Source organism: Lysinibacillus sp. LZ02 (assembly GCF_050613145.1).
GTDB lineage: Bacteria > Bacillota > Bacilli > Bacillales_A > Planococcaceae > Lysinibacillus_B.
Window position 1 is genome coordinate 3,718,434 of sequence record NZ_CP192507.1, and the last position, 22,552, is coordinate 3,740,985.

The 22,552-nt window shown below is 32.8% G+C and carries 16 protein-coding genes and 4 pseudogenes; 5 read left to right on the forward strand and 15 right to left on the reverse strand.

Features of this window, described 5'->3' with window-relative positions; translation table 11 throughout:
• Positions 1-10 precede the first annotated feature (10 nt).
• The gene (locus ACQQ2I_RS18005) at positions 11-160 is read right to left on the reverse strand and encodes a hypothetical protein (RefSeq protein WP_431028133.1); all 150 of its coding nucleotides are present in this window, start codon (positions 158-160) and stop codon (positions 11-13) included.
• 694 nt (positions 161-854) lie between these two features.
• Positions 855-1,457 (reverse strand): hypothetical protein, encoded by a 603-nt coding sequence (locus tag ACQQ2I_RS18010; RefSeq protein ID WP_431028134.1) that lies wholly within the window; start codon positions 1,455-1,457, stop codon positions 855-857.
• 154 nt (positions 1,458-1,611) lie between these two features.
• On the opposite strand from ACQQ2I_RS18010, the gene ACQQ2I_RS18015 reads away from it, so the two are divergent.
• Positions 1,612-3,042 carry an IS4 family transposase gene (locus ACQQ2I_RS18015; RefSeq protein ID WP_431028135.1) on the forward strand — a complete coding sequence of 477 codons (1,431 nt, stop codon included), beginning with the start codon at positions 1,612-1,614 and terminating at the stop codon, positions 3,040-3,042.
• A gap of 643 nt (positions 3,043-3,685) precedes the next feature.
• On the opposite strand, the gene ACQQ2I_RS18020 is transcribed toward ACQQ2I_RS18015, so the two are convergent.
• Positions 3,686-4,114, reverse strand: a complete 429-nt coding sequence (locus tag ACQQ2I_RS18020; protein WP_431028136.1) for a hypothetical protein — start codon at positions 4,112-4,114, stop codon at positions 3,686-3,688.
• Between the two features lie 130 nt (positions 4,115-4,244).
• Here ACQQ2I_RS18020 and ACQQ2I_RS18025 point away from each other — a divergent pair, with 130 nt between their 5' ends.
• Together ACQQ2I_RS18025 and ACQQ2I_RS18030 are read left to right on the forward strand one after the other, a co-directional pair.
• The gene (locus ACQQ2I_RS18025) at positions 4,245-5,153 is read left to right on the forward strand and encodes a hypothetical protein (protein WP_431028137.1); all 909 of its coding nucleotides are present in this window, start codon (positions 4,245-4,247) and stop codon (positions 5,151-5,153) included.
• A 502-nt stretch (positions 5,154-5,655) separates the two neighbouring features.
• Positions 5,656-7,086, forward strand: a complete 1,431-nt coding sequence (locus ACQQ2I_RS18030; RefSeq protein WP_431028138.1) for an IS4 family transposase — start codon at positions 5,656-5,658, stop codon at positions 7,084-7,086.
• Between the two features lie 184 nt (positions 7,087-7,270).
• Here ACQQ2I_RS18030 and ACQQ2I_RS18035 read toward each other — a convergent pair whose 3' ends face one another.
• The 11 genes and pseudogenes from ACQQ2I_RS18035 to ACQQ2I_RS18085 all read right to left on the reverse strand — a co-directional run bounded on the left by ACQQ2I_RS18035 (position 7,271) and on the right by ACQQ2I_RS18085 (position 16,347).
• On the reverse strand, positions 7,271-7,819 hold the full coding sequence (locus ACQQ2I_RS18035; RefSeq protein ID WP_431028139.1) for a hypothetical protein: 549 nt from the start codon (positions 7,817-7,819) through the stop codon (positions 7,271-7,273).
• A gap of 44 nt (positions 7,820-7,863) precedes the next feature.
• Complete coding sequence (locus ACQQ2I_RS18040; protein ID WP_431028140.1) at positions 7,864-8,418, reverse strand: hypothetical protein; 555 nt, start codon at positions 8,416-8,418, stop codon at positions 7,864-7,866.
• 157 nt (positions 8,419-8,575) lie between these two features.
• A pseudogene (locus ACQQ2I_RS18045) lies at positions 8,576-9,931 on the reverse strand (transposase).
• 926 nt (positions 9,932-10,857) lie between these two features.
• Positions 10,858-11,043 (reverse strand): annotated as a pseudogene (locus ACQQ2I_RS18050) (glutamine-hydrolyzing GMP synthase); the annotation flags it as partial.
• Between the two features lie 229 nt (positions 11,044-11,272).
• Positions 11,273-11,485 (reverse strand): hypothetical protein, encoded by a 213-nt coding sequence (locus ACQQ2I_RS18055; protein ID WP_431028141.1) that lies wholly within the window; start codon positions 11,483-11,485, stop codon positions 11,273-11,275.
• Positions 11,486-11,542: 57 nt separating this feature from the next.
• Positions 11,543-11,635 (reverse strand): annotated as a pseudogene (locus ACQQ2I_RS18060) (TCP-1/cpn60 chaperonin family protein); the annotation flags it as partial.
• A gap of 122 nt (positions 11,636-11,757) precedes the next feature.
• Positions 11,758-13,545 (reverse strand): NACHT domain-containing protein, encoded by a 1,788-nt coding sequence (locus ACQQ2I_RS18065; protein ID WP_431028142.1) that lies wholly within the window; start codon positions 13,543-13,545, stop codon positions 11,758-11,760.
• 173 nt (positions 13,546-13,718) lie between these two features.
• Positions 13,719-13,979: pseudogene (locus ACQQ2I_RS18070) on the reverse strand (helix-turn-helix domain-containing protein); the annotation flags it as partial.
• Positions 13,980-14,000: 21 nt separating this feature from the next.
• Positions 14,001-14,363 carry a cyclic-phosphate processing receiver domain-containing protein gene (locus ACQQ2I_RS18075; RefSeq protein ID WP_431028144.1) on the reverse strand — a complete coding sequence of 121 codons (363 nt, stop codon included), beginning with the start codon at positions 14,361-14,363 and terminating at the stop codon, positions 14,001-14,003.
• A 40-nt stretch (positions 14,364-14,403) separates the two neighbouring features.
• Positions 14,404-14,976, reverse strand: a complete 573-nt coding sequence (locus ACQQ2I_RS18080; RefSeq protein WP_431028145.1) for a recombinase family protein — start codon at positions 14,974-14,976, stop codon at positions 14,404-14,406.
• A gap of 153 nt (positions 14,977-15,129) precedes the next feature.
• On the reverse strand, positions 15,130-16,347 hold the full coding sequence (locus ACQQ2I_RS18085) for a hypothetical protein (RefSeq protein ID WP_431028146.1): 1,218 nt from the start codon (positions 16,345-16,347) through the stop codon (positions 15,130-15,132).
• Positions 16,348-16,417: 70 nt separating this feature from the next.
• Here ACQQ2I_RS18085 and ACQQ2I_RS18090 point away from each other — a divergent pair, with 70 nt between their 5' ends.
• The gene (locus tag ACQQ2I_RS18090; protein WP_431028147.1) at positions 16,418-17,161 is read left to right on the forward strand and encodes a hypothetical protein; all 744 of its coding nucleotides are present in this window, start codon (positions 16,418-16,420) and stop codon (positions 17,159-17,161) included.
• 104 nt (positions 17,162-17,265) lie between these two features.
• Here the strand turns inward: ACQQ2I_RS18090 and ACQQ2I_RS18095 are convergent, their stop codons facing one another.
• Entirely contained in the window at positions 17,266-18,483 is a 1,218-nt protein-coding gene (locus tag ACQQ2I_RS18095) for a hypothetical protein (protein ID WP_431028148.1), read from the reverse strand.
• 610 nt (positions 18,484-19,093) lie between these two features.
• Between ACQQ2I_RS18095 and ACQQ2I_RS18100 the strand changes: the two genes are divergently transcribed.
• Positions 19,094-22,126 (forward strand): hypothetical protein, encoded by a 3,033-nt coding sequence (locus ACQQ2I_RS18100; protein WP_431028149.1) that lies wholly within the window; start codon positions 19,094-19,096, stop codon positions 22,124-22,126.
• Positions 22,127-22,552: the final 426 nt, after the last annotated feature.

A 22,552-nucleotide genomic window follows, 5' to 3' on the forward strand; every position in this document is an offset into this window, starting at 1 on the left:
TTCATTCAGATTATTTATCTGTTTGTTCTTGCTTTTTTTTCAAATACTCTGCACGTATTTTTTCAAGTTGCTGCTTTTTATCAAATTGGGCAGGCTTGTGTTTTTCATGATACTTTGCCACAGCCACCTTACCCTTGGTATCCAATTGATATTTCCCCACTTTGTTCACCTACTTTTCTTGTCTTTAAAGAGAATCTATCCAACAAATATAATATACCCTATTTTACTGAAGTAAACCTTTTTACTTTATTAGTATACTGCCTAACATTGCATATATATTAGTAAAATAATTCATAGCCAAACTTATCTTTACAACCTTAAATTTGCTGATCCATTTTAAAGACATCAATTAAGTCGCTAATTTTAACTAAAAAATATTCCAGTTATTTGTTATAAATAACTCAAAGAGAGTTTCATTTTTAAATTATGATACGTAACGAAGCTGTTATAGTCTGTTGTAATTTTTATAAACATAAAAAAAGTCGATTCCCCGGTTTGAGAATCAACTCTAATTATTTCCATTATTTCGCAGTGTCTTACACGTGTTGATTTACCTTTTATTATTAAATAGAGCATTAGAATACGTTGATTTCCGCTACGGCTGACTCGCTTTCCGCAGGCACGGCTTCAACTAATTTCTTTCGGCGAGTGCCGAAAGAAATGGATTTTCAGCTCGTGCTGTTCCTGCAGGAGTCGAGTCGCCTCCGCTCCAATCAACGAGCAAGTACCTTTTATCAACCATTCCACTAAAAAATCACGCTAATTACCTAACGATATTTGTATAACCAACACATCTGATAGTGCCTGATTCTTTAATGAAGATATGGGTTGTTAATTATGAATTAATCTCCTTCTTAAATAACAAATTCAAAACCTGTTGGCTTTTGGAACCGCATTTTATATTCTTTAAAGACTAATTTATATGTAGAGATATCATCGGGTAAAGCAGGTGAAACAATGAAAGTAAAGGTTTCATGACCAACAGTTCCTCCTCCCCCTTCATTCCGACAATCATAATGAGTTTCTTCGCCTTCTACGGAGAGTTCAAAATGGGTATGTTCTTTCTGATGCCATTCAAACACGTCACTAGTAGAAATACTGTCCATATTCAAATGAACTACACTTGCGTTTTCGAACTGACGAATAAAGGTTACCGAGTAGAATATATCATTATTTTCAAATGACTTTAATATCGGTATATTTTTAAGATATCCTATTGGCTCTACAACAGGTTTATACATATCTTCATTTAAGAAATGCGCAAAAACACCATTTAGAAAATCCTCATAAAAATTATATTTTATTGACCAATCCGTTATAAGTTGTTTAGTAGGGAAGCCGGGATTATTAACCGAAATTTCTTTCCGTTTTTTAATTAAATTACATATTTGTTCATCTATTTCTTCAATATGCTTATTATAATGTTCTGTTGGCGGTTCAAATGGCATTCGCTTCATATTTTTCACTCCCCAAGGTAATAATAGGATTATTTTAACATAAAGGGGTACAGGCACATACCCATCAAGCTAACGAAACTAATTTCCCCAAAGTCGAAAAAAATGCTATTCTTTCTGTAAAAACATTCGTTTACGAGAAAGGGTGGTGTTTTTGATGAATCCAATCATTTCAAATGAACTACATCTTTTCGCACAAGAATTACAACGCTGTCTCTCCCCAATAATTCTACAAAAAATGGCCAAACAAGTTGGCTTTGTCCAGCGAGCTAGTAAGTATCAAGCAAACGAACTGATGGCCCTTTGTGTATGGCTTAGTCAGGAAATCGCTAGCACATCCCTTCCACAATTGTGCAGTCGATTAGAAGCTTCCACCGGGGTACTCATGAGCCCAGAAGGATTGAATCAACGCTTTCATCCGGCAGCTGTCGCCTTTCTCCAAGAAGCCTTTACTTTCCTCCTCACACAAAAACTTTGTGCGACACAATCCCTCTCTTCACGTATCCTTTCTGCTTTCGAACGTATTCGGATTTTAGACGCGACGGTGTTTCAACTTCCTGATTCCTTTGCCACTGATTATCAAGGTTCTGGAGGGAGTAGTAACACAGCTGGTGTCAAAATCCAACTTGAATATGATCTGCTTAGTGGTCAATTCTTACATGTGCAGCTTGGGCCGGGAAAGAACAATGATAAAACATACGGCACTGTTTGTCTTAAAACCGTTGAAAAAGGAGACCTCTGTTTACGTGATCTCGGTTACTTCGATTTAAGCGATCTACAAGCGATTCACGATAAAGAGGCATACTATATCTCGCGTTTGAAGCTGAATACACGCATTTATATCAAGAACCCTGAGCCGGAATACTTCAAAAATGGCACGCTAAAAAAGCAAACCGAATACATCCAGCTGGATATGGCACAGATGATGGCTAGTCTAACCCCTGGTGAAACGCTAGAAATCTCCGAGGCATACATTGGTCAAAATCAGAAGCTGCCAACACGTGTCATCATCCATCGTTTAACCGACGATCAAACCCAAACACGCCTGAAAAACCAAGCGATACGTGAAAAGAAGAAAGGCATTGTCATGAAGGAGAAAAGTAAACGTTTAATGGGCATGAATGTGTATATCACGAACATATCGCCAGAAGAAGTGCCGACGAACTACGTGCATGCCTTGTATTCACTACGTTGGCAAATAGAGATTTTGTTTAAAACATGGAAGTCGTTCTTTGAAATGGACGCGTGTAAGAAGATCAAAAAAGAACGTCTTGAATGCCATTTATATGGCCAACTCATTGGCATTCTGGTCTGTTCTTCCACTATGTTTCAAATGAGACAGCTCCTGCTTGAAAAGAAAAAGCAGGAACTGAGTGAATATAAAGCGATTTACATGGTGAAAGATTACTTTCCGTTACTGTTTCGGGCAATGAAAGAGGGTCCCAATGCACTTGTAACGATTCTGCATCGCCTTTATCAGCTACTCAAAAAGAATGGTCGTAAATGTCATCGCTATAAGAAGCAGACCGTCTTCGATATTCTGGGTGTTGTTTATGAAATGACGGTGAATAAAAGACAAGTCGCCTAGCGAAAAAATCATATTTTCATAGGTTTATTTGGTCTGTTTATTTTTCCAAAACCCATGAGTCACAGTACAAAACTCAAGGTGTGGCTAGGGTTTTTCACCGTTAGCTTGATGGGTATGGGGGCCTGCCGACAAAACGCAGATATTATACGCTAAGAGATTACCAAAAACGAACGTTTATAAAATAGCTTTGTTATTTGCTTAAAACATGAAAAATCTACTTAATTTGATAATCAAAACTCATACCAAAATCAATTAACCAAAAGATGTGACAGATATCCTTTATGGTTAAATTTAATTAAACACCTGATATATCAAGTATTTCAGCCTTAACGTATAAAATATGCGTTTTAACGGTGCTACCCCTAATCATGATGACGATGATGAATATTAATCCCTAAATCGTTAATTCAATAGCACAAAGTGCTTATCTGAGTAAAAGAAGATAGAAACGAGTTTGTGAAACAATGTACTTAAACTATAGCGGGCTTTAGTTGAAAATTCGATTTCCAAAATGATCAATCTTTATTACAAAAAGCCTAATACCGAAATGAAAAATAGCCCCTATTTTGATCAATATTTGTTCAAAATAGGGGCTATTATTTTCTATAAGAATCATCATTTATAGCTGCGTTCTAATCAATCTTTATTCCAAGTCAACATTTTTTTCGGATTTTCTTATTTCTGTAATAATAGAAGATAGAGTTTTTTGAAATTTTTCTAGGTCGGTATCAGTATAGGCAAATATAAATATATTTGTTGTTGCTACAACGTAATCAGAACCTAATATTTCATTGCTAATTCTATAATCAGCCTCATCAATTTCTGATTCATTAACTATATAAACGTAAATATCTTTACCTTTTATTTCATATAATCTTTGTTCTTTAGCAATATCTAAACTATATTTACTTTCAATTGGTTTAGATGTATAAAATATATCATGGTCAATTAAATACTTTTCTAAATCTTCTAATTTTTCATATTTTATATCATAAAAATATGAAGAGTATACATAAGCTGACAAAATACCACAAATAAAAACCGTTAAAATAATACTTTTCTTTACATTCATTTAATAAAAACTCCATTTCTAATATTTGTAAAAATAAAACTTTTATACCATTCTTTTCTAATTGTTATAAGGTATAGTATGATTACATCTAAGTGATTGTCAACTTGAAATAAAAATTTGGAGGTTTATTATGAAAGGAATTAAAAAAGTTGTTGGTAGTTTAGTATTATCTAGTAGTATTTTAGGTTTTAACGTTTTGGAAACTAAAGCTGAAAGCGCAAGTGTTGAGAGTGTTGAGGATGAAGAATTTTTATCTGTTCAACAAGAAATTGCTGAATTAGAGAAAATTATTTATGAAATTTATTCAACTCGTATTAAAGAAATCGGAGATGCCAAGAAAAAGATACTAGAAAATAATGCCGAAAATTCTTTTAAATCTTTGAGTCAGGCAGATCAAAGAAGTATCCAATTAACTGAAATTCAAATTAAAGACTTAATGCAAGCAGAGATTGATGAGGCAATGAGTACATACGGTTGGGAAAAAACAGAAGAAAATCTAGCTGATACACCAACTCCTTTTAGTGTTTCTGGTAATATCTCATTAACAAATAGTATGTATAAAAATTCAAGTGGTTATCAAGTTTATACAACTAATTGGGATTGGTCTGACGGTAAATGGGATGACTATGCTGACATTGAAGATATAATGGCTATCAGAAGTACATCGGATATAACTTCACGACTATCAGCTAATATTTACGCTTTCGATAACTATGGAACTGATTATAGTGCAAATGTAAGTAGAAGAGATTGGGAAGCAGATGGTGCGCTTTTCAATATTCACGACGCTAATCTTAGTTACGGCTGGGGTGGTACTATGCCAATATATAAAACAGATAATGGATATGCTATTTTTACATTTAAAGCACCAGCTGGTTCTGAAATATATACACATTTTGCACATAACTATAAAGAAACAGCACTGGGATTAAATGCTTCATTTAATGTTTTGGACCTTAAAAATTCAGAATTAATAGTAAGTTATTCACGTGAAAATAAAAATTGGGCTACTGTAACCAATCCTAGAACAACTAAATAACATTGAGTATAAACATTTATAAATTTATAAAATTCGGGTCAGTTCCTGATACTTCGGATAATGATTCCATTGAAAAAAAAGAACGGTAACAGTTTAGACTATCATTAAAATTCATAAGGTAAGCCCCTGTATTCATTACAGTTGGCTCTTTTATTCAAAAATCGGTTCTTATGTCGGAGCAATTTTAAAAGGACATTAGGTAAATTCACAGTGAATGAACCAAGCTGCATCTTGATAGGTGCAGTTTTTTTGTTTTTAAAGTTTGAGGATATTTCTTTGCTTAACGTTGTAAATCCGCATAAATCTAATGGGGCCCCTGATAGTTTTAATTGAGTATTTTATTAGAATGGTTCGTTTTTGGTAATCTCTTAGCGTATAATATCCGCGTTTTGTCGGCAGGACTCCATACCCATCAAGCTAACGAAACTAATTTCCCCAAAATCGAAAAAAATGCTATTCTTTCTGTAAAAACATTCGTTTACGAGAAAGGGTGGCGTTTTTGATGAATCCAATCATTTCAAATGAACTACATCTTTTCGCACAAGAATTACAACGCTGTCTCTCCCCAATAATCCTACAAAAAATGGCCAAACAAGTTGGCTTTGTCCAGCGAGCTAGTAAGTATCAAGCAAACGAACTGATGGCCCTTTGTGTATGGCTTAGTCAGGAAATCGCTAGCACATCCCTTCCACAATTGTGCAGTCGGTTAGAAGCTTCCACCGGGGTACTCATGAGCCCAGAAGGATTGAATCAACGCTTTAATTCGGCAGCTGTCGCCTTTCTCCAAGAAGCCTTTACTTTCCTCCTCACACAAAAACTTTGTGCGACACAATCCCTCTCTTCACGTATCCTTTCTGCTTTCGAACGTATTCGGATTTTAGACGCGACGGTGTTTCAACTTCCTGATTCCTTTGCCACTGATTATCAAGGCTCTGGAGGGAGTAGTAACACAGCTGGTGTCAAAATCCAACTTGAATATGATCTGCTTAGTGGTCAATTCTTACATGTGCAGCTTGGGCCGGGAAAGAACAATGATAAAACATACGGCACTGTTTGTCTTGAAACCGTTGAAAAAGGAGACCTCTGTTTACGTGATCTCGGTTATTTCGATTTAAGCGATCTACAAGCGATTCACGATAAAGAGGCATACTATATCTCGCGTTTGAAGCTGAATACACGCATTTATATCAAGAACCCTGAGCCGGAATACTTCAAAAATGGCACGCTAAAAAAGCAAACCGAATACATCCAGCTGGATATGGCACAGATGATGGCTAGTCTAACCCCTGGTGAAACGCTAGAAATCTCCGAGGCATACATTGGTCAAAATCAGAAGCTGCCAACACGTGTCATCATCCATCGTTTAACCGACGATCAAACCCAAACACGCCTGAAAAACCAAGCGATACGTGAAAAGAAAAAAGGCATTGTCATGAAGGAGAAAAGCAAACGTTTAATGGGCATGAATGTGTATATCACGAACACATCGTCAGAAGAAGTGCCGACGAACTACGTGCATGCCTTGTATTCACTACGTTGGCAGATTGAAATTTTATTTAAAACATGGAAGTCGTTCTTTGAAATGGACGCGTGTAAGAAGATCAAAAAAGAACGTCTTGAATGCCATTTATATGGCCAACTCATTGGCATTCTGGTCTGTTCTTCCACCATGTTTCAAATGAGACAGCTCCTGCTTGAAAAGAAAAAGCAGGAACTGAGTGAATATAAAGCGATTTACATGGTGAAAGATTACTTTCCATTACTGTTCCGAGCCATGGCAGTTGGCACAGATGAACTCTTGAACATGCTACATCGCCTTTATCAGCTACTCAAAAAGAACGGTCGCAAATGTCATCGCTATAAGAAGCAGACCGTCTTCGATATTCTGGGTGTTGTTTATGAAATGACGATGAATAAAAGACAAGTCACCTAGCGAAAAAAATCACATTTTCATCGGTTTATTTGGTCTGTTTATTTTTCCAAAACGCAGGAGTCACAGTACAAAACTCAAGGGGGAGCTAGGGTTTTTCACGGTTAGCTTGATGGTTATGTGACGGGACCCCATATTCAAAAAAACAAAAACCTCACAGGGAGATTTTTGTTTTTTCTAGTTTTAATTAAAATAATGAAGCAATAGCACCGGTAACTGAGTTGAATGCATTTTTAACAAATTCAAATGCTTTTTCAATCGCTTCAACGATAACTCGTACCACCTGAACTACGATTTCAGAAATTTTGTTGAAAATGTCCTTCATAAAGCCCATTACAAAGTCTGCTAATCCTAAAATAACATCTACTTGTTCTGGATGATCAGTACCAACTTGGATTAATTTATCATAATATGAATCGATCATTTTGGCAGAATCTTCTTTTGCTTTTTCTTTACGTGCATCCATAGCGGCTTTGAATGCATCAAGTTTGCCAGAATCCTGCGAGTCTTTATACACTTCCATTTTGCCGTTGATGTGAGTTTCTTCTTCAGATTTAAAGGAATTTAAATTACCTTGATATTCCTTTGTAATACTTTTTAATTCAGGAAAATTTTCAAGGTCCTCCTCTTTTAACCCAGCTTTCAGCATTGGTCTATAGCTACCAAGATTACCCGATTTGTGATGTTCTTTGATTTGTGTTAATGCACTTTTAAATTCTGCTACTGCTACTGACATATAAAAACCCCCCAATTTTTAAAATTATTTAGTTTAATACACTTCTAAAATGGCCAAATTTTTCTACCAATGTCTGAAATAGTATCGATTACTGTTTTACCTATATCAATTATAGTTGTAATAACAGTATCTGCTACATCTTTTGCCAGATCAGCAATCGCTCGCACATAATGTGCTGCAAATCCAGTCACCTGATCAGCAACTTTCAATATATTGTCTCTTTGTTCTGGATATTTTTCGGAAATATCCATTAATTTTGCGTGATACTCATCTATTGTCTTCTCGATATATGCTTTAGATTCAGCTCGATATTTATTTAACGTTTCTTCAAGCTTTTTTTTTGCGGTTTCCTTGTCTGGAGAAGTATTATACATATCTACTTCATTCTCCATATTTGTTTTTTGTTCTGCATGATAGTATCTAATTTTCACTCGGTATTCTTCTGTAACATCTCTTACTTCTTGAGGACATCCATCTAAATTGATATCATCTAGACTTATTGCAGCGGATAGCGATTGTGTAGTCTGTGATTCATCAAAATGATATGCCTTCATTTTTGCAAATTCTTGGATTAACTCTTGTTGATTTACTATTGTCAAATTATCAACTCCTATACTTTTATTCTTTATTACAATTCCAAATTAAACTATAAAGGTTAAAATTAGGTTAAAAAATTATATAATTGAATCAATTTCATAAATCATCTTTTTTCAGAGCTTAGACTGCTCTTGTTTCGAAACTTACGTTTTTTTTAAATTATGCTACTTGCTGTTGTGCGTGTAATAATGCATGCAATCGGTCAACGGCTAATTTACAAGCATTATAAATAAATGTCACCAGATTAAAGTGTAGTTTTGCTTTTTTACCTGTACGGTGACGGACGTTGTTTAATTGAAAGTATTGTTTTAAATAGGCGTTGATTCGTTCTACTGCTGTACGTTCTTTGTAAAGCTTCTTCCATAATTCTTAGCCACGTGCTGGGGACGTATACTTTCGGATATCCGTCGTACATTTGATTTTAAACACTTTTTGGCAAAGTGAGTCTTCACGTAACGGACAGCTTGCACATTCTTTCGGCCGTGTGTATTTTAACGTATTGTATTGTTCATCGAAGCTATCGTAACAGTAACTATGTTCGCGTACACAAGTTGGTCGGAAATATGCATCGAATCCTAGATATTCGCCTTCATTTCGAACATTGTACGGAATGACGACACGCATCTTTTGGGCCAATGCTTGTTTATAAATCGGTTCATAATCATAACCGGCATCAAATATCGCTGTTGTAAAATATTTAGGCATAATAGCCTCTATTTTTTTGAGTAGCGGGATAGTCGCTTTACTGTCAGATAAATTACCTGAAGACATGAGGCGACCTACAATATATTGACTTTTGGTTGAAACAGCCAGATGTCCCTTAAAGCCATACCAAAACGTATTTTTACCGTCACTATTTTTCTTGATACCCCAATTCGGATTAATTGGTATGTCCTGCCAAAGCTTTTCAAGTGGAATGGATAATTGTGCTTCTAATTTCTTTTCATACGTTGTCAGATTGGCTTCGATTTGAGCTTGTTCAACGGTCCAAGCTACCTGTTCTTCTTTCGTTTTACGACCACGTTTCTTTGGTGGCTTATTTTCTTTCTTCTTAGAGGGTTTGGATGCATCACGTGCTTCGAAATGCGTGGCATCAAAGGCAAGGTGTTCATCACAAAGAAAACCTTCTAAAAAGGCAATTTGAATCAGTTCATCTTGCATGTTATCCAAAACATCAGACTGACTAATCACATCAATCATGCGCGAATACGAAGCTTCTGAAGGGACAGAATCTGAAACAAGAAACCCGCAATCGAAACGGAATAAAGGATCGTGGACTAAACGCTTAACTAAATCCTTTATTGTGGGAATACGTTCAACAATACGAATCATCAATGATTGAATCATGGCACCATAGTTACATTCACGTGGAGCGCCACGCAACGTCTTTTTAGAAAAAAGCTGAAAGATTGGTTGTACATCGAAAGTGGCAAAAATCGCATCAAAACGGTGCGAACTTTCCATTTCGAATAATTGATGGATGTCAAAAAGGCTAATTTGTTTTACAATAGTCATGAGGCATTCACTCCGTTCGTATAAGGTTGGTTTAGTCGCTACCATTATACCGAATTTGGGGAGGTGCCTCATTTTTATTTCATTGAAACCCTTGATACTGAAGGGGTTAGAATTATGAAATTAACTCACTTATACTTCATTTAGTTTGCTACTGAACAATATGCAAATTATGTAGTAATCAATAATACTTAAATAGGGTATTCCATCACTTGTTACGAATACCCTAAAAAACATTACCAAAGCGTCGTTTGGGGATATTTCTTTGCTTACCGTTGTAAATCCGCATACATCTGACGGGACACCTAGTTGAAGAAGAATCCATTCCACAACTCTCATACCATTAAGTTAAGACACCAATCATTATTTACTCTACTATTCCTTCTTTCAGTCTTTTATTCTTTAGTATCTAATTCATCATAAGTCAGTATATAAGTCTTCCCTGTATAATCGTTACATAGATACGCTACTTCTTTAAAAAATAAATTTTGTGAGGGGTTTCCTAGCTCATCTTTCATAAACTCCTGTTACCTTGTCAGCCGCAAAATACACATCTCTACATACTTTGGTTTCCGTCCTTGAATTTGTTGATTGAGCTTGAAATCATCTATTAGCTCTAAAATTTTTGTCACAAATAAAGTTGTTGCAGGTGAACAAGTAAATGATCACTCAGACAACCTTCAAACCCTTGATACAACCAGAATTGCTGGTTACTACTTAATTGTACATCTATCACGAAAAACTTTTCCTGTACAGTTGCCCTCTATACTTCGCCTATTTTAAACGCAAAAACCACTCGATTGCTCGAGTGGTTCCTATTCCTATCTACGTGTGTGCTCCTGCGCTGCTTACGCTGCTCGTCGCAAACGCCCGCTTTGCTGCGCAAAAAATTTCTGCGGCGCTAAAGCTCCTCGAAATTTGGCGAGCGTTTATTCCCATTCAATCGTCGCTGGTGGCTTAGAAGTAATATCATACAGCACACGGTTTACGTGCTTCACTTCATTTACAATACGTACAGAAATCTTTTCTAATACGTCGTAAGGGATACGTGCCCAGTCAGAAGTCATGCCGTCGATTGATGTTACGCCGCGGATACCGATTGCGTAGTCGTACGTTTATTTCAAAATATATTGGCGACTCAAATTCCACACTATTTGTTCATTCAATTGTAGCAGGTGAAAGGGTATTTTACAATATTATTCAACCTAAATAATAGTTATGTTTTCAATAATTGGACATGTCTATTATTGATTACTTTATAAAGTAAAAACACCTATCTAAATCTTCTTAGATAGGTGTTTGGATTAGCATTATTTAAATTTCAATTAATCCAATATAGAAATTTTACTCTTCTCTTTCAGGAGAAACTAAAATACTAAGACCACGCTCTTCTCCATAATCCCACATTTTCACCCAAGGATATGTGTTTTCAGGTAGAATAAAAGTCCGCATTTCTAATGGTTGAATTGTTGACATATCACATTTTGTGCCATGTAACTCGGTAGCTGGATGTATGCTTACTTCTCTGCCAGTATCGTTATAATATACAAATTTCAAATTTTCCCCTCCATTTTACTACATCAAATTTACTTAGATAAGTGTTTTATATATCCTTTATGCTACAACTGCTTCTGTTGTTAAGAATAGAGCAGCTACTGATGCAGCGTTTTGTAATTCCGAGCGAGGAACTTTTGCTGGGTCAACTACGTTCAGAAGGGTTTTCCGTTCACAATTATCAGACAATTACCCATTCCCAATAAAATACTATATCTTCTATTGTAGAGTAGTTGTTGTGATTTGAGAAGAAGGGTATAACCTTTATTATAAAACTATAAGTTTTTTAAAAAATCTTCTGATGAAAGCGATTGGGTAACTAATTTAGCTTCTATTTTCTCTACACCCTTACTGAAAATTTCTATTTCTTTATAGAAGTTAATTATTCCCAACATATCTTCTAATAACCCTAATTCATTAAGTTGATTAAATTCAATACCATTCACTTCTTCCCCTAATTTTTTTATGATTTTTTTATAAAGTTGTGAAATTTCATTTTTATCCCATCCCCCATTAACCTTACCTTCTAATTTCAATATCTTGTCAAAAATATGGAAATAAGTTGTATCATTTATCGGGAAAGCTAAAAACTTGTTACCTATCACAGCCTCCATATAAAAAAGGCTTAATATTTTAATATAAGATTTTTCATTTATCATCGAGTTTAACTCTCTAGCCTTTGGTAATAAGAAGTTTTTAGCAAATCTGTCTGGTTGTAATTGCTCTAAAATCTCTACATATCTACTATCAAAGCAATCTGATTTACCATGAACAATTTCATTAAATAATTTTTCTTGTATGTCATCCAATAAATTCATTGTATAAATTGCTGCAAAATATTCTTGGAAAGACCTATGAGGAAAGACATATTTAAGTCCATCTTTTACCAACATGCATACTGAATTTATCAAGTCATCTAATAAATTTTCTGTATTAAAATCCGAATCATTTTCAAATTTTCGTTTACTTTCGTTCAAATAAGATAGAACTTTTTCGTTAGTAAATGTGTAATCATCATTTAAATAAGATTGAAAACAAAAATGAGAAAACACTTTTTTAAATCTGTCATAACTAAGTTTAGATTCAATTTCTCGTTTATATCCCCCTTTTGAAGCGTCATGAGTATAAAATAACGCTGAAAAAGCTTGCTCATAAAATTCATGTAATTCTTTAGGAATATTTGCATTATTATCGTATGTAATTAACATAATAGTTAATAATAGCGGTATAGATGCAAAGTCTTCATATGTATCATACAATCGTTCATCTAATTCTTTATAAAAATTTTTTTTTATATCCGTATCAAAATCTAATTTATTTATTAAACTTAATGCTTGTGATTTTGATAATGGACATGCAGAAACTTCTATATATTCATTCCAACCTATAAAACTATCTGTGGGTCTAGAAGTTACAATAATTGGGCACTTATTATACTTATGACCAAACTTTTGTATTGCGAGAATCACATCATTTAAAATTTCGTTCTTTACTTCATCCAAGCCATCAAACAACAATATATTTTTACCTGTTTCCAGGCTATATTCTAAATAAATCTTTTTCGTATTAAAATCAAAATCTACTATATTATTGTATATGTAATCTACTAAATCAATTTCACCATTATTAGTCCTATCATTTAAGTTTCGTAATTCTATCATTATCGGAACTAAAAACGTAGTATCTATACTATTTTGAAAAAAATGTTTCATCATAGTAGACTTACCTATACCACCTGTACCAGTTATAATAATCCTATTACTAACCTCAAGAATACTACGAATATCAGAAGTATCAATTTGTTGCTCTTCGTATTTAACATTTAAATTTTCATAAAAGGAATATAAGTCTTTAGGCGTCCTTTTATATAGTAAGGTTTTAGTTTTACTATATTTTTCTTTACTTTTAGTTAAATATTTTTCATACGCATCTATTAGTTCGATTTCACTTTTTAACGCAGATTTACCCCATTTACTTGTAACAGCATGCTTAATTGGATAAACAGTCTGTTTTACTAACTCAGTTATTACTCCTGCTGCTACACGACTTTCTACCTCATTCATAATATCTCCACCCTTTTTAGGTAAATTATAACATATTTCACTTTTAATGAACTTACGCTTCGACTCGCATACAACTTTGTATTCACTTGCTGCAATGCCTTCAGTTAGACATAAATTAAAATGAGAAGTAATTCATTAGAATCACTTCTCTCCAAAACACTTTTTATTCAAATTCATTTGCTACTCAGTTTTTGCTTTTTAACAGCACGAATAAGTGTACTTTTACTAATACCTGTTTTTTCAACAACTTGATTATATGAATGGCTCTCTAACATCTCCAGAGCGTGTTCAAGCTGCTTCTTTGTATAACTAGGCTTTCTACCTTCTCGATAATCTGGATTCTGTCTAGTGATTGCTTTACCTTCTTGTGTACGTTCAACAATCATATCTCTTTCAAATTCTGCAAAGGCAAAGAAGATATTGCGAATTAATTTTGAAGCAAATAAACATATTCATTAACCCGAGTATTTATTAATAGTAATCGAATAATGATAAATCTCAATATCCTTGTCTATAAAACCTCTTCTTTGGGCTGCCTTAAGTGTATGAAACATATTCTCTCTTCCAACACCGTTATCAGTATGAATATAAATTCTATCCGCACGTAACCCTTTCTCACAAATATATTTCACCAAATCATATCCATTAGGTAATAAACTCCCATTTTCATCTTCCCCTAAGTCATGGTCTAAGGAGAGAATGTGTATCCTATGATTTTCAATGTAACGTATTGCTTCTTCAACATTTCTTGCGATAGTAAAACCTTCCGGACAATCTCTTAAATCATCCACATATAGATTTATTTTTTTATTAACCATCTAAAACATCTCCTTAATTATTTTATAACAAAATATAACACTACTTTTTCTCATCATTAATAATCTTGTAAACTGTTGCTCTGCCTATTTTGTATTCCTTAGCAATATCAGTAGCACTTTCTCCCGCTTCAAATAATGCTCGTACATGCTTTTTTACCTTATCATCAATTGCAGGTCTGCCACCAACCTTCCCCCTTCTCCTAGCTGCTTCTAATCCCGCTTTAGTTCGTTGTTGAATGATATCACGCTCAAACTCTGCAAATACAGCTAGCATTCCAAACATAGCTTTTCCAGTAGGTGTTGAAGTATCAAATGAATCATGTACAGATACAAAATCTACTTCCTTTTCTTTTAATTGGTCTGTCAGCTCATACAACTCTTTTGTACTTCGTGCTAAACGGTCTAGCTTATATACAACGAACAAATCACCTTTTGTGGCTGCTTTCATTGCATTGATTAATTCTGTACGCTCATTCTTACGGCTCGACACTTTCTCTACATATAAAACAAGCTCTAATCCTTTCTGGTCTGCATAATTTTGAATTGCTCGTTCCTGCATATCTAAATTCTGTTCTTCAGTACTTACACGACAATAACCAATAATTCTAGTCAAAATTAAACCCTCATTTCTATAAACTTATACGTTTTATATACTTTTAATAATAGACGAGTTTATAGACAAATTCCATAAAAAAAGAGAGCACAAACGTTAATTTATGCTCTCTCTTTAATTTGTCTACTAAACGAAGGTTTTATAGACTAAATACTAAATATCGTATATCGTTTTAATATTTAATGTTTCAATTTCATTTTTACAATCTACCTTATCTAAAACTCCATCAAATAAAGCTATATTAAAATATGGTTTATCGCCTGCCCCTTTATAATAAATACCATCAAAACCAATTTCATTACATACACTCGCTAAAAAGTTAGTAAATAAATAATTACGTTTAACCGTAATACTTTCTTCATTTTCTTTACTAATATACATAGAAAATCCTTTAAAAGCCTCATCAACCTTAAATAAATTAAGATTTTCTTTTACAAAAAAAGTTGAAATATCTACAACCTCATTTTTACGAGGTTCTATTTCATAAGGAACACCTAGTTTATTGTTAGTTAAATATAAAACTGATGTACCTATTAAATTATATCTTCCATGACTGGCAACTCCTCTTGGAGGCATTCCCATCTCATTAACAGCAAATTGATTAGTATCTTTAGCTCTACTTCTACCTCGATATAACAGGCTATCTTTATATATAATCGACACAGTAGTTTCATCTTCATAAAATTCTTTAACTATACGAAATAGAATTTCCGCTAATTCATGTTTACTAGCCATTAATGGATTAGTTGAGCAATAATCAATAAAGTCTTCTATTTGTTCAGAAGATAAATCGAAACCGTAATCTTTAGCAATTTTAATAAATTCCTCTTCAAATCCCCAAAATTGATCTATTTCAATAGAAGAATAAATTTTATCAGTATAATTGAATTCGCCACCGTTTGGATTATGTTTTGGATGATACGACTCTCCATATCCACAGCCACTACATCTTAAATTTGATAACACAAACTTATGATATTCTTCGGGTAATTGTTTTTCTTCGAAAAAATCATACAAATCAATCCCAAAACTTTGGACTGGAATATCTTCCTTAGTTGCTCTATATTCATATTCTTCTAAATCGCTCCCCGCACAAGAAGAACAATGTTCAATCTCAAAAGATAATACCCTAGCAATCTCCCTACCTATTAATTTCATAGCAACAAATAAGTTTTCTTCACTTTCAAAGTATAAATCTAAGGGTTGCAACTCTTCTTCACATTTTTCACAAGAATAATAAACCTCCTCCCCATAGCCTACAACATTAATTTTAGGATAATGTTCTAATTCCTCATATTCAATTTGAAACGTGTCCATAACTTCATTAATTGTACAATTACAACAAATAACATCTTCATTTTCAATGTCCATAATATCTATCCTACTTTCTACTTAAATTCTATATAATAGATAGTATACTTAATATATAGGAGGAATTAACATGTCTAATCACAAAAATATGGATGTAACAGAAATATTAAATCCAAACTTTTTAAATTTATACAATCAACAAATTTCTTTTTTATACTCAGAATTGGTAACATTAAATTCTAATATTTATATACTAAAAAAAATTCAGAATTTCCCCTTTGAAATTTTTTGTAACAGCGGTGATGGCATCTTTTTTTCAATAGTTAAAAGAAACCTTTATGAGAACTCTATAATTATTATTTCAAGAATTGTTACAGATACTGGTAGTGATGTGTTAACAATCCCAAAATTTAGAAATGAAATTACGCAAAATATTCTTCCAAAATATAAAGATAGTTTCACATCTGATTTAAAAGCTCAGAAATTCGATGAAAACACTAAAAATTTATTGAACAAGTTACATAGTCTAAGAAACTCTCGTCTTGCACATTTAATAAAAGCAAAAGTTGTAACAGGGACATTCGAGACATTCGATTTAGGTGAACTTGAAGATTTAGTAGAAAAATTTAATTCTTTACTCCAATCTCTCTCATTTAACACAGAAAGAATTTATGCGCCCTTACACTATACCGAACACAACTCATATCCTACCGATATTGAAAAAATATTATTAACACTTGCACAGCAATCTCAGATACTTAATTTACCAGAACAATCACCTGAAATGTGGGAAAGATATAAAGCAAGATATCCAAAGAATAATGTTATTCAAATTAATAGATATCGAAATATGTTAGGCTTAAAAGAAATGTAAATAGGTCTTCAAATAAAACTCCGATTTCATTGACATGTTATTGTCTAGAAAATGGAGTTTCATTATTATTTAAATGAATGTGACAATATTTAAGTAAAATAAGACTATTTTAGATATCCGTCATTAATTGCCTTTTCTAAATTTAATAAATTTCTTTCAAATAAAATAATAAAGTTAAAATCATGTCGGTATTTATATAGTAGCTTAATTTTCTTCTTAGCTTTTTTTGTATAATGCTTCCCATACCATGTCCTAACATTCCATAATCCAAAATATTCAACACACCAAACTTTGGAATCTTTTTTTATAGTAAAATCAAATCTTCGCTTTGATAAATCATCTTTAAAAACATCTTTATAATTTTTACCTTTACTAACTTGAAAACCATTTTTAAAAAACCAATTTGAAATAAATACTTCATCTTTAGAATCCCAAACAATACCTTGATTATCAGTGACTTTTTCTATTGAAGCCTCGTAGGCAAGTTTATAATCTTCACCATATCTTCTTTTCAAGTTATATTCCCATAAGTAAAATTTGTCACATTTACGACAGTATCTTCTAATTGAACGTAATTCATTCGTTATCATTTGAAATGAATCAATTGGTTTCCATTCACCGCAGCAACTACACTTTGATAAACCATCTTCAAATTTCTCTTGTTTAAGTTTTCTTGTAAGTACACCATTTTCTCGAGCCTTTTGTTCTTGATAGATGTTATAGCAATTAATACATTTAGTACGATAACCGTTACCATCTTTATAAAAATATTGAGTGTTCTCTGGAAAGACTCCCTCACACATATCACAAATTCGATTACCATCACCTGTTTGATATTTATGCAAGTGATTTTTTCTTTTTAACTCTAACTGCTTAGTGGCGTATGCTCTTATAGTTTCCCATTTCCTATGTGGTAGAGTAGCTTCAATAACAGATTGTTCAGCATCATAGAAATTGTTAATTAAGAAGTCATTCTCCCACTTTTGCCACGACTGCTTAGTACTTTTCCTAAACAATTCTAATTCAAGGCGCTTGTACCTTACCGCATCTTTGCTTCGTTTAAGCACCTTTCCAATATCACCATCTGTATGACTTAGCCAATTTTCCTTTATATAATTAATTTCATCAGTAGTCCATAAACGTAAGGTAGGATTATAACCAAAATACACCAATACTTCATTCCATCTTTTTAACCCCAGTTCCTTGAAATATTGATATGAAGGAGGAAATCCTTCTATTCTCTTCATATCATCTTTCTTAGGTAATTTCCCATTAATGTGTATCCATTCGTCTAATTTTTCTTTTAAATATTGCTTCTCCATATAAAACCTCCTAAGTGCCAAATAAAGTACTAAAAAAAAGAGCGCAACAACCTAATTGGTTGCTACGCTCAAAAATTTATATTTTATTTTATACATCTTAATTATTCGGCTCATAATAATACACCTCATTAAAAATTTAGTGTTTCATTCAATACTACTACATATACCCTAAATTGTATATCCAATCCACATTGAATTCCCTGATTTATACTGACAAAAGCTTAAATTTTATTTGACTAAAATCTAATACAAGGTATCTGTTAATCTTATTTCATTCACACCGTATTTCTTACACCAGTTTCTTAATATTTGGCTTGAGCAACCAACCCCCTTGGCAACCTGAATATACCTCTTTTCTTTGATAACTAATTCGTCAAATAAGAAGTTTTTGTCCTCATATTTCCCCATACTTTCACCATCTATAATTCAAGATTAGCATTCACTCTTAGTAAAGATACTCTCCACTGGTTCAAATACATTTTTCTAAACACCAGTGTGTGATTTCCTTTTAACTTTGTACCTTATATTCTGTAGAACAGTACACAGTTTACTATATATCGAATAATAAAATCTGTGTACTGTTCTAACATTTATAAGAGAGGCGATAATAATGGTATTAATGGAGATTGCAAAAGAAAAAAGAAAGGAGTTTGGTCAAACACTAAAAAAATATCTAGAAGCCATTCACGGTGAGGGCTGTTTTGAAATACGCTTTATTTCAGAAGATGGTTACTCCCCAACATTTAGTTTACTAATCACTAAGGAAAATGTATTTAGTCTAAATAGTAAAGGCGAAAGAATTGCTGTATGTACAACAGATGTAGATTCGTTCTCTGAGTACATTAATGAATGCTTACTCTCCGCTGGTCATACTGGTGTTTTTTATACTGTAAATTCCCCTAATTTTGATTTAGTCGATGGGTGCACTGTTACCGATAAAAGTATCGTTAACGGTGGTCATATTAATGCACAATTTGTAGATATAGATGCCCCTAAAGATATTCGTAATAGTAAAGAAAAACTAATTGCTTGGAAGAAAGAAGTAAAACAACAACTACTTGCATTTCCGTTGCGTCCATCAATTGTAGTAGATTCTAAAAATGGATATCACGCTTATTGGTTACTAAATAACGGTGAAGTAAAGGATTTTCGTTATATACAATTACAATTAGTCAAGTATTTCAATGGAGATAAACAATGTATCAATGAGTCTAGATTACTAAGGTTACCTTTTTTTAAACATTACAAAGATATTAATGACCCGTATATGGTCTTACCTAAAATCTTTCAGCCTAATCGAAAATACACTCAATTAGAATTAAAAGAGCACTTACCGCCACTTTTAGCAGAAGAACTACCTAATGATACTTCAACTTATTTTCTAAATAACTACGAAAAATTAGGTAATACAAAGAGGGAACAAACGTTTAATTTCCTACACAATCAACTTAATTCTTTAATTACTAGAGAAACAAACGAAAAAATAATTTTACGCTGTTGTATGCCACATCACAATGATAAAAAACCAAGTGCCTGGATAAGTAAAACTTCTTTATTCTATCATTGCTCTGGTTGCAACGCTAAAATGAGCTTATATTCACTTGCACAGGAGTTACAATGGGAAGAGTTAATCGAAATACTCAATTCTGAAGATTTTACACTTGAAGATGAAGTAATAGATGTATTAGAAGGTATTCAAAAAAGTGTTATTAGCGTTAACGATTTGAATTTAAACTTAACAAGTTCTGACAAACTATTTATTAACCAAGTTTCAGAAATGGTATATTCAGAATTACGTTCCTATGGACAAAGCATTAATAAATTGCATAAAAAATCTATTTACGATATCGTACAAATTCTACATGTTGCGTATAAAGATAAGCCTTATCTTATACCTTTAGAAATGGGTGGTGGTAAATCGCTTATTATCAAAATATATTTACGTGAAGCTATTAATACTAATAAAAACTCCGGTGCTATTGTTGTTGTAGAACGTGTTAAGGATGCTATTAAACTGCAAGATTATTTTAACCGTCAAAGTAACAATGATGTAGCTTTAGCCATTTATGGATTTAATCCAAATGAGTGTGCTTTAAATAAAAATAAGAACACAAATTACACTAAATGCATACAACAAATAAAAAATAATTGTCCTTTCACAAATAGTTGTCGTTTTCATAATCAACTATACGATATGTCACAATATCCTATTATCATTATTACTACCAAACGACTAAGTCTACTAAATTCTTCACTAAATAATTACAAAGACTTTTATGTAAATGAACACAAATATTCGCGTGAATTACTCATTATTGATGAGAAGCCCTTATTGCATAATATTTATTCTTATACCTATGATACTTTTCTCAATCATTCAAACGAGATAAGAGAAGGTTTGGAAGATATTTTTAATTGCGAGAATCCAGTGTTGGATGAATTTAATGCTGCATTTAATATTGTTAATTCTGCCTTCAACTCTGATGAAAAATCGAGAGTATTTTTGCCACCATTAAATTCCGCTTTTACTTTTAGCGATGAGTTTAATAAACGATTCTCAAATAGCTTTGATTACAGTGATTCAGTATTTTCATTAAAAGAATTCATTGAATCGATTATTAAGTACGGTGGTCATAGAAACAATTACAACTCAGAAAAATGCTCACTAACAACAGCTCATTTAATCAAATATTCAGTTTTTAAAAATTTTAAAACAATTATATTCGATGGAACAGCATTAATTGATATGGATTATATTCATGAAAATTATCATATGCTGGATTTAAAGCCGCTTCGTCAATATGATAGTTTACAATTCCACTTACAAGATAATCTAAGTAGTTCAAAAACTTCACTGAAACGAGTGATTAAATCTTTATGTAATGATGTTAAATCGGTAGCAAAATCCCATAGCAATTCTTACATTTATTTTCCCGTGTACAAACAATTCTATAATGAAATTATTTCAGAATTTGAAAATACTCAATTCTACAATCAAATTAAATTTGCAAGTTTTGGCTCAACTAAAGGTAGCAATGACTTCAATACTTGTGATGTAGTAGTCCTTGGGGGCATTTTACACAAAGGAGAAGATTATTATATCGCTAAATCCCATTTAATTTATTCATTAAACGATACAAGTATAAGTAGTTTACAATGCTCAAATATCAAAAATAAAAGACGTTTTAATGATAATAAAATTGAAGTATATAAGATAATTAGTACATTAGTAGATTACACCCAAGAAATAAAAAGAAGTAATCAACGTAACAATAGTACTGCCATGTCGTGTAACATCTACATTTTTGACAATGACCCTATTTTTCTAAATTTATTAACATCTGTTTGTTTTCCAAAATCTCAAAGAATGGAATGGTATCCACAGAAATTAATTTCATCAAAAATATATAATCAAACTAACAACGATAAAATACAAGGTCTCTGTAATTATCTTGAAGCCAATAAGGACAGATTAATGATTCCTTTCCAAGAAATTAAGGAAGCCTTAAAAATTACCAATAAACAACAGTTCTCTAACTTAATGAAAAACCATAATGTCATGGCATTCTACTCGTCTTTACATTTCGAAGTAAAAAAACATCCTGACAATAAGCGAACAAAAATTCTTCAAAAAATCCACTAAAAATAGTACACAGTTTTCTATAAATATATATTTTATAGAGCTGTGTACTTTTTATTAGAGCAATCTTTGTTTCGTATCGTAAATATTTTTTAATCCAATTTGCTGTCTAGTACAGTACAACAAGTTCTCAAAAGTCAACTTTATAAATTAGCTGTAAATGCTCCCCCAATAATATTGACATCATCTGTCTTGCACCCTATCATGAAGCCAGAATTGAGGACAACGGCTTGGTGCAAAAATGACTGCCTATGTTTCAGAAACTAATTGAATAGAATCTAAAACATAGACAGCCATTGCAACATGAATCCGTCATATGAGGTATCCGTTTATGTATGCCCTTGTTAATGTGAGATTCCTCTCAATGTATCTACTATCCACTTCTGCCCCGATAGTGTATATAACCCGTTTACATGCCCTCTACATGCA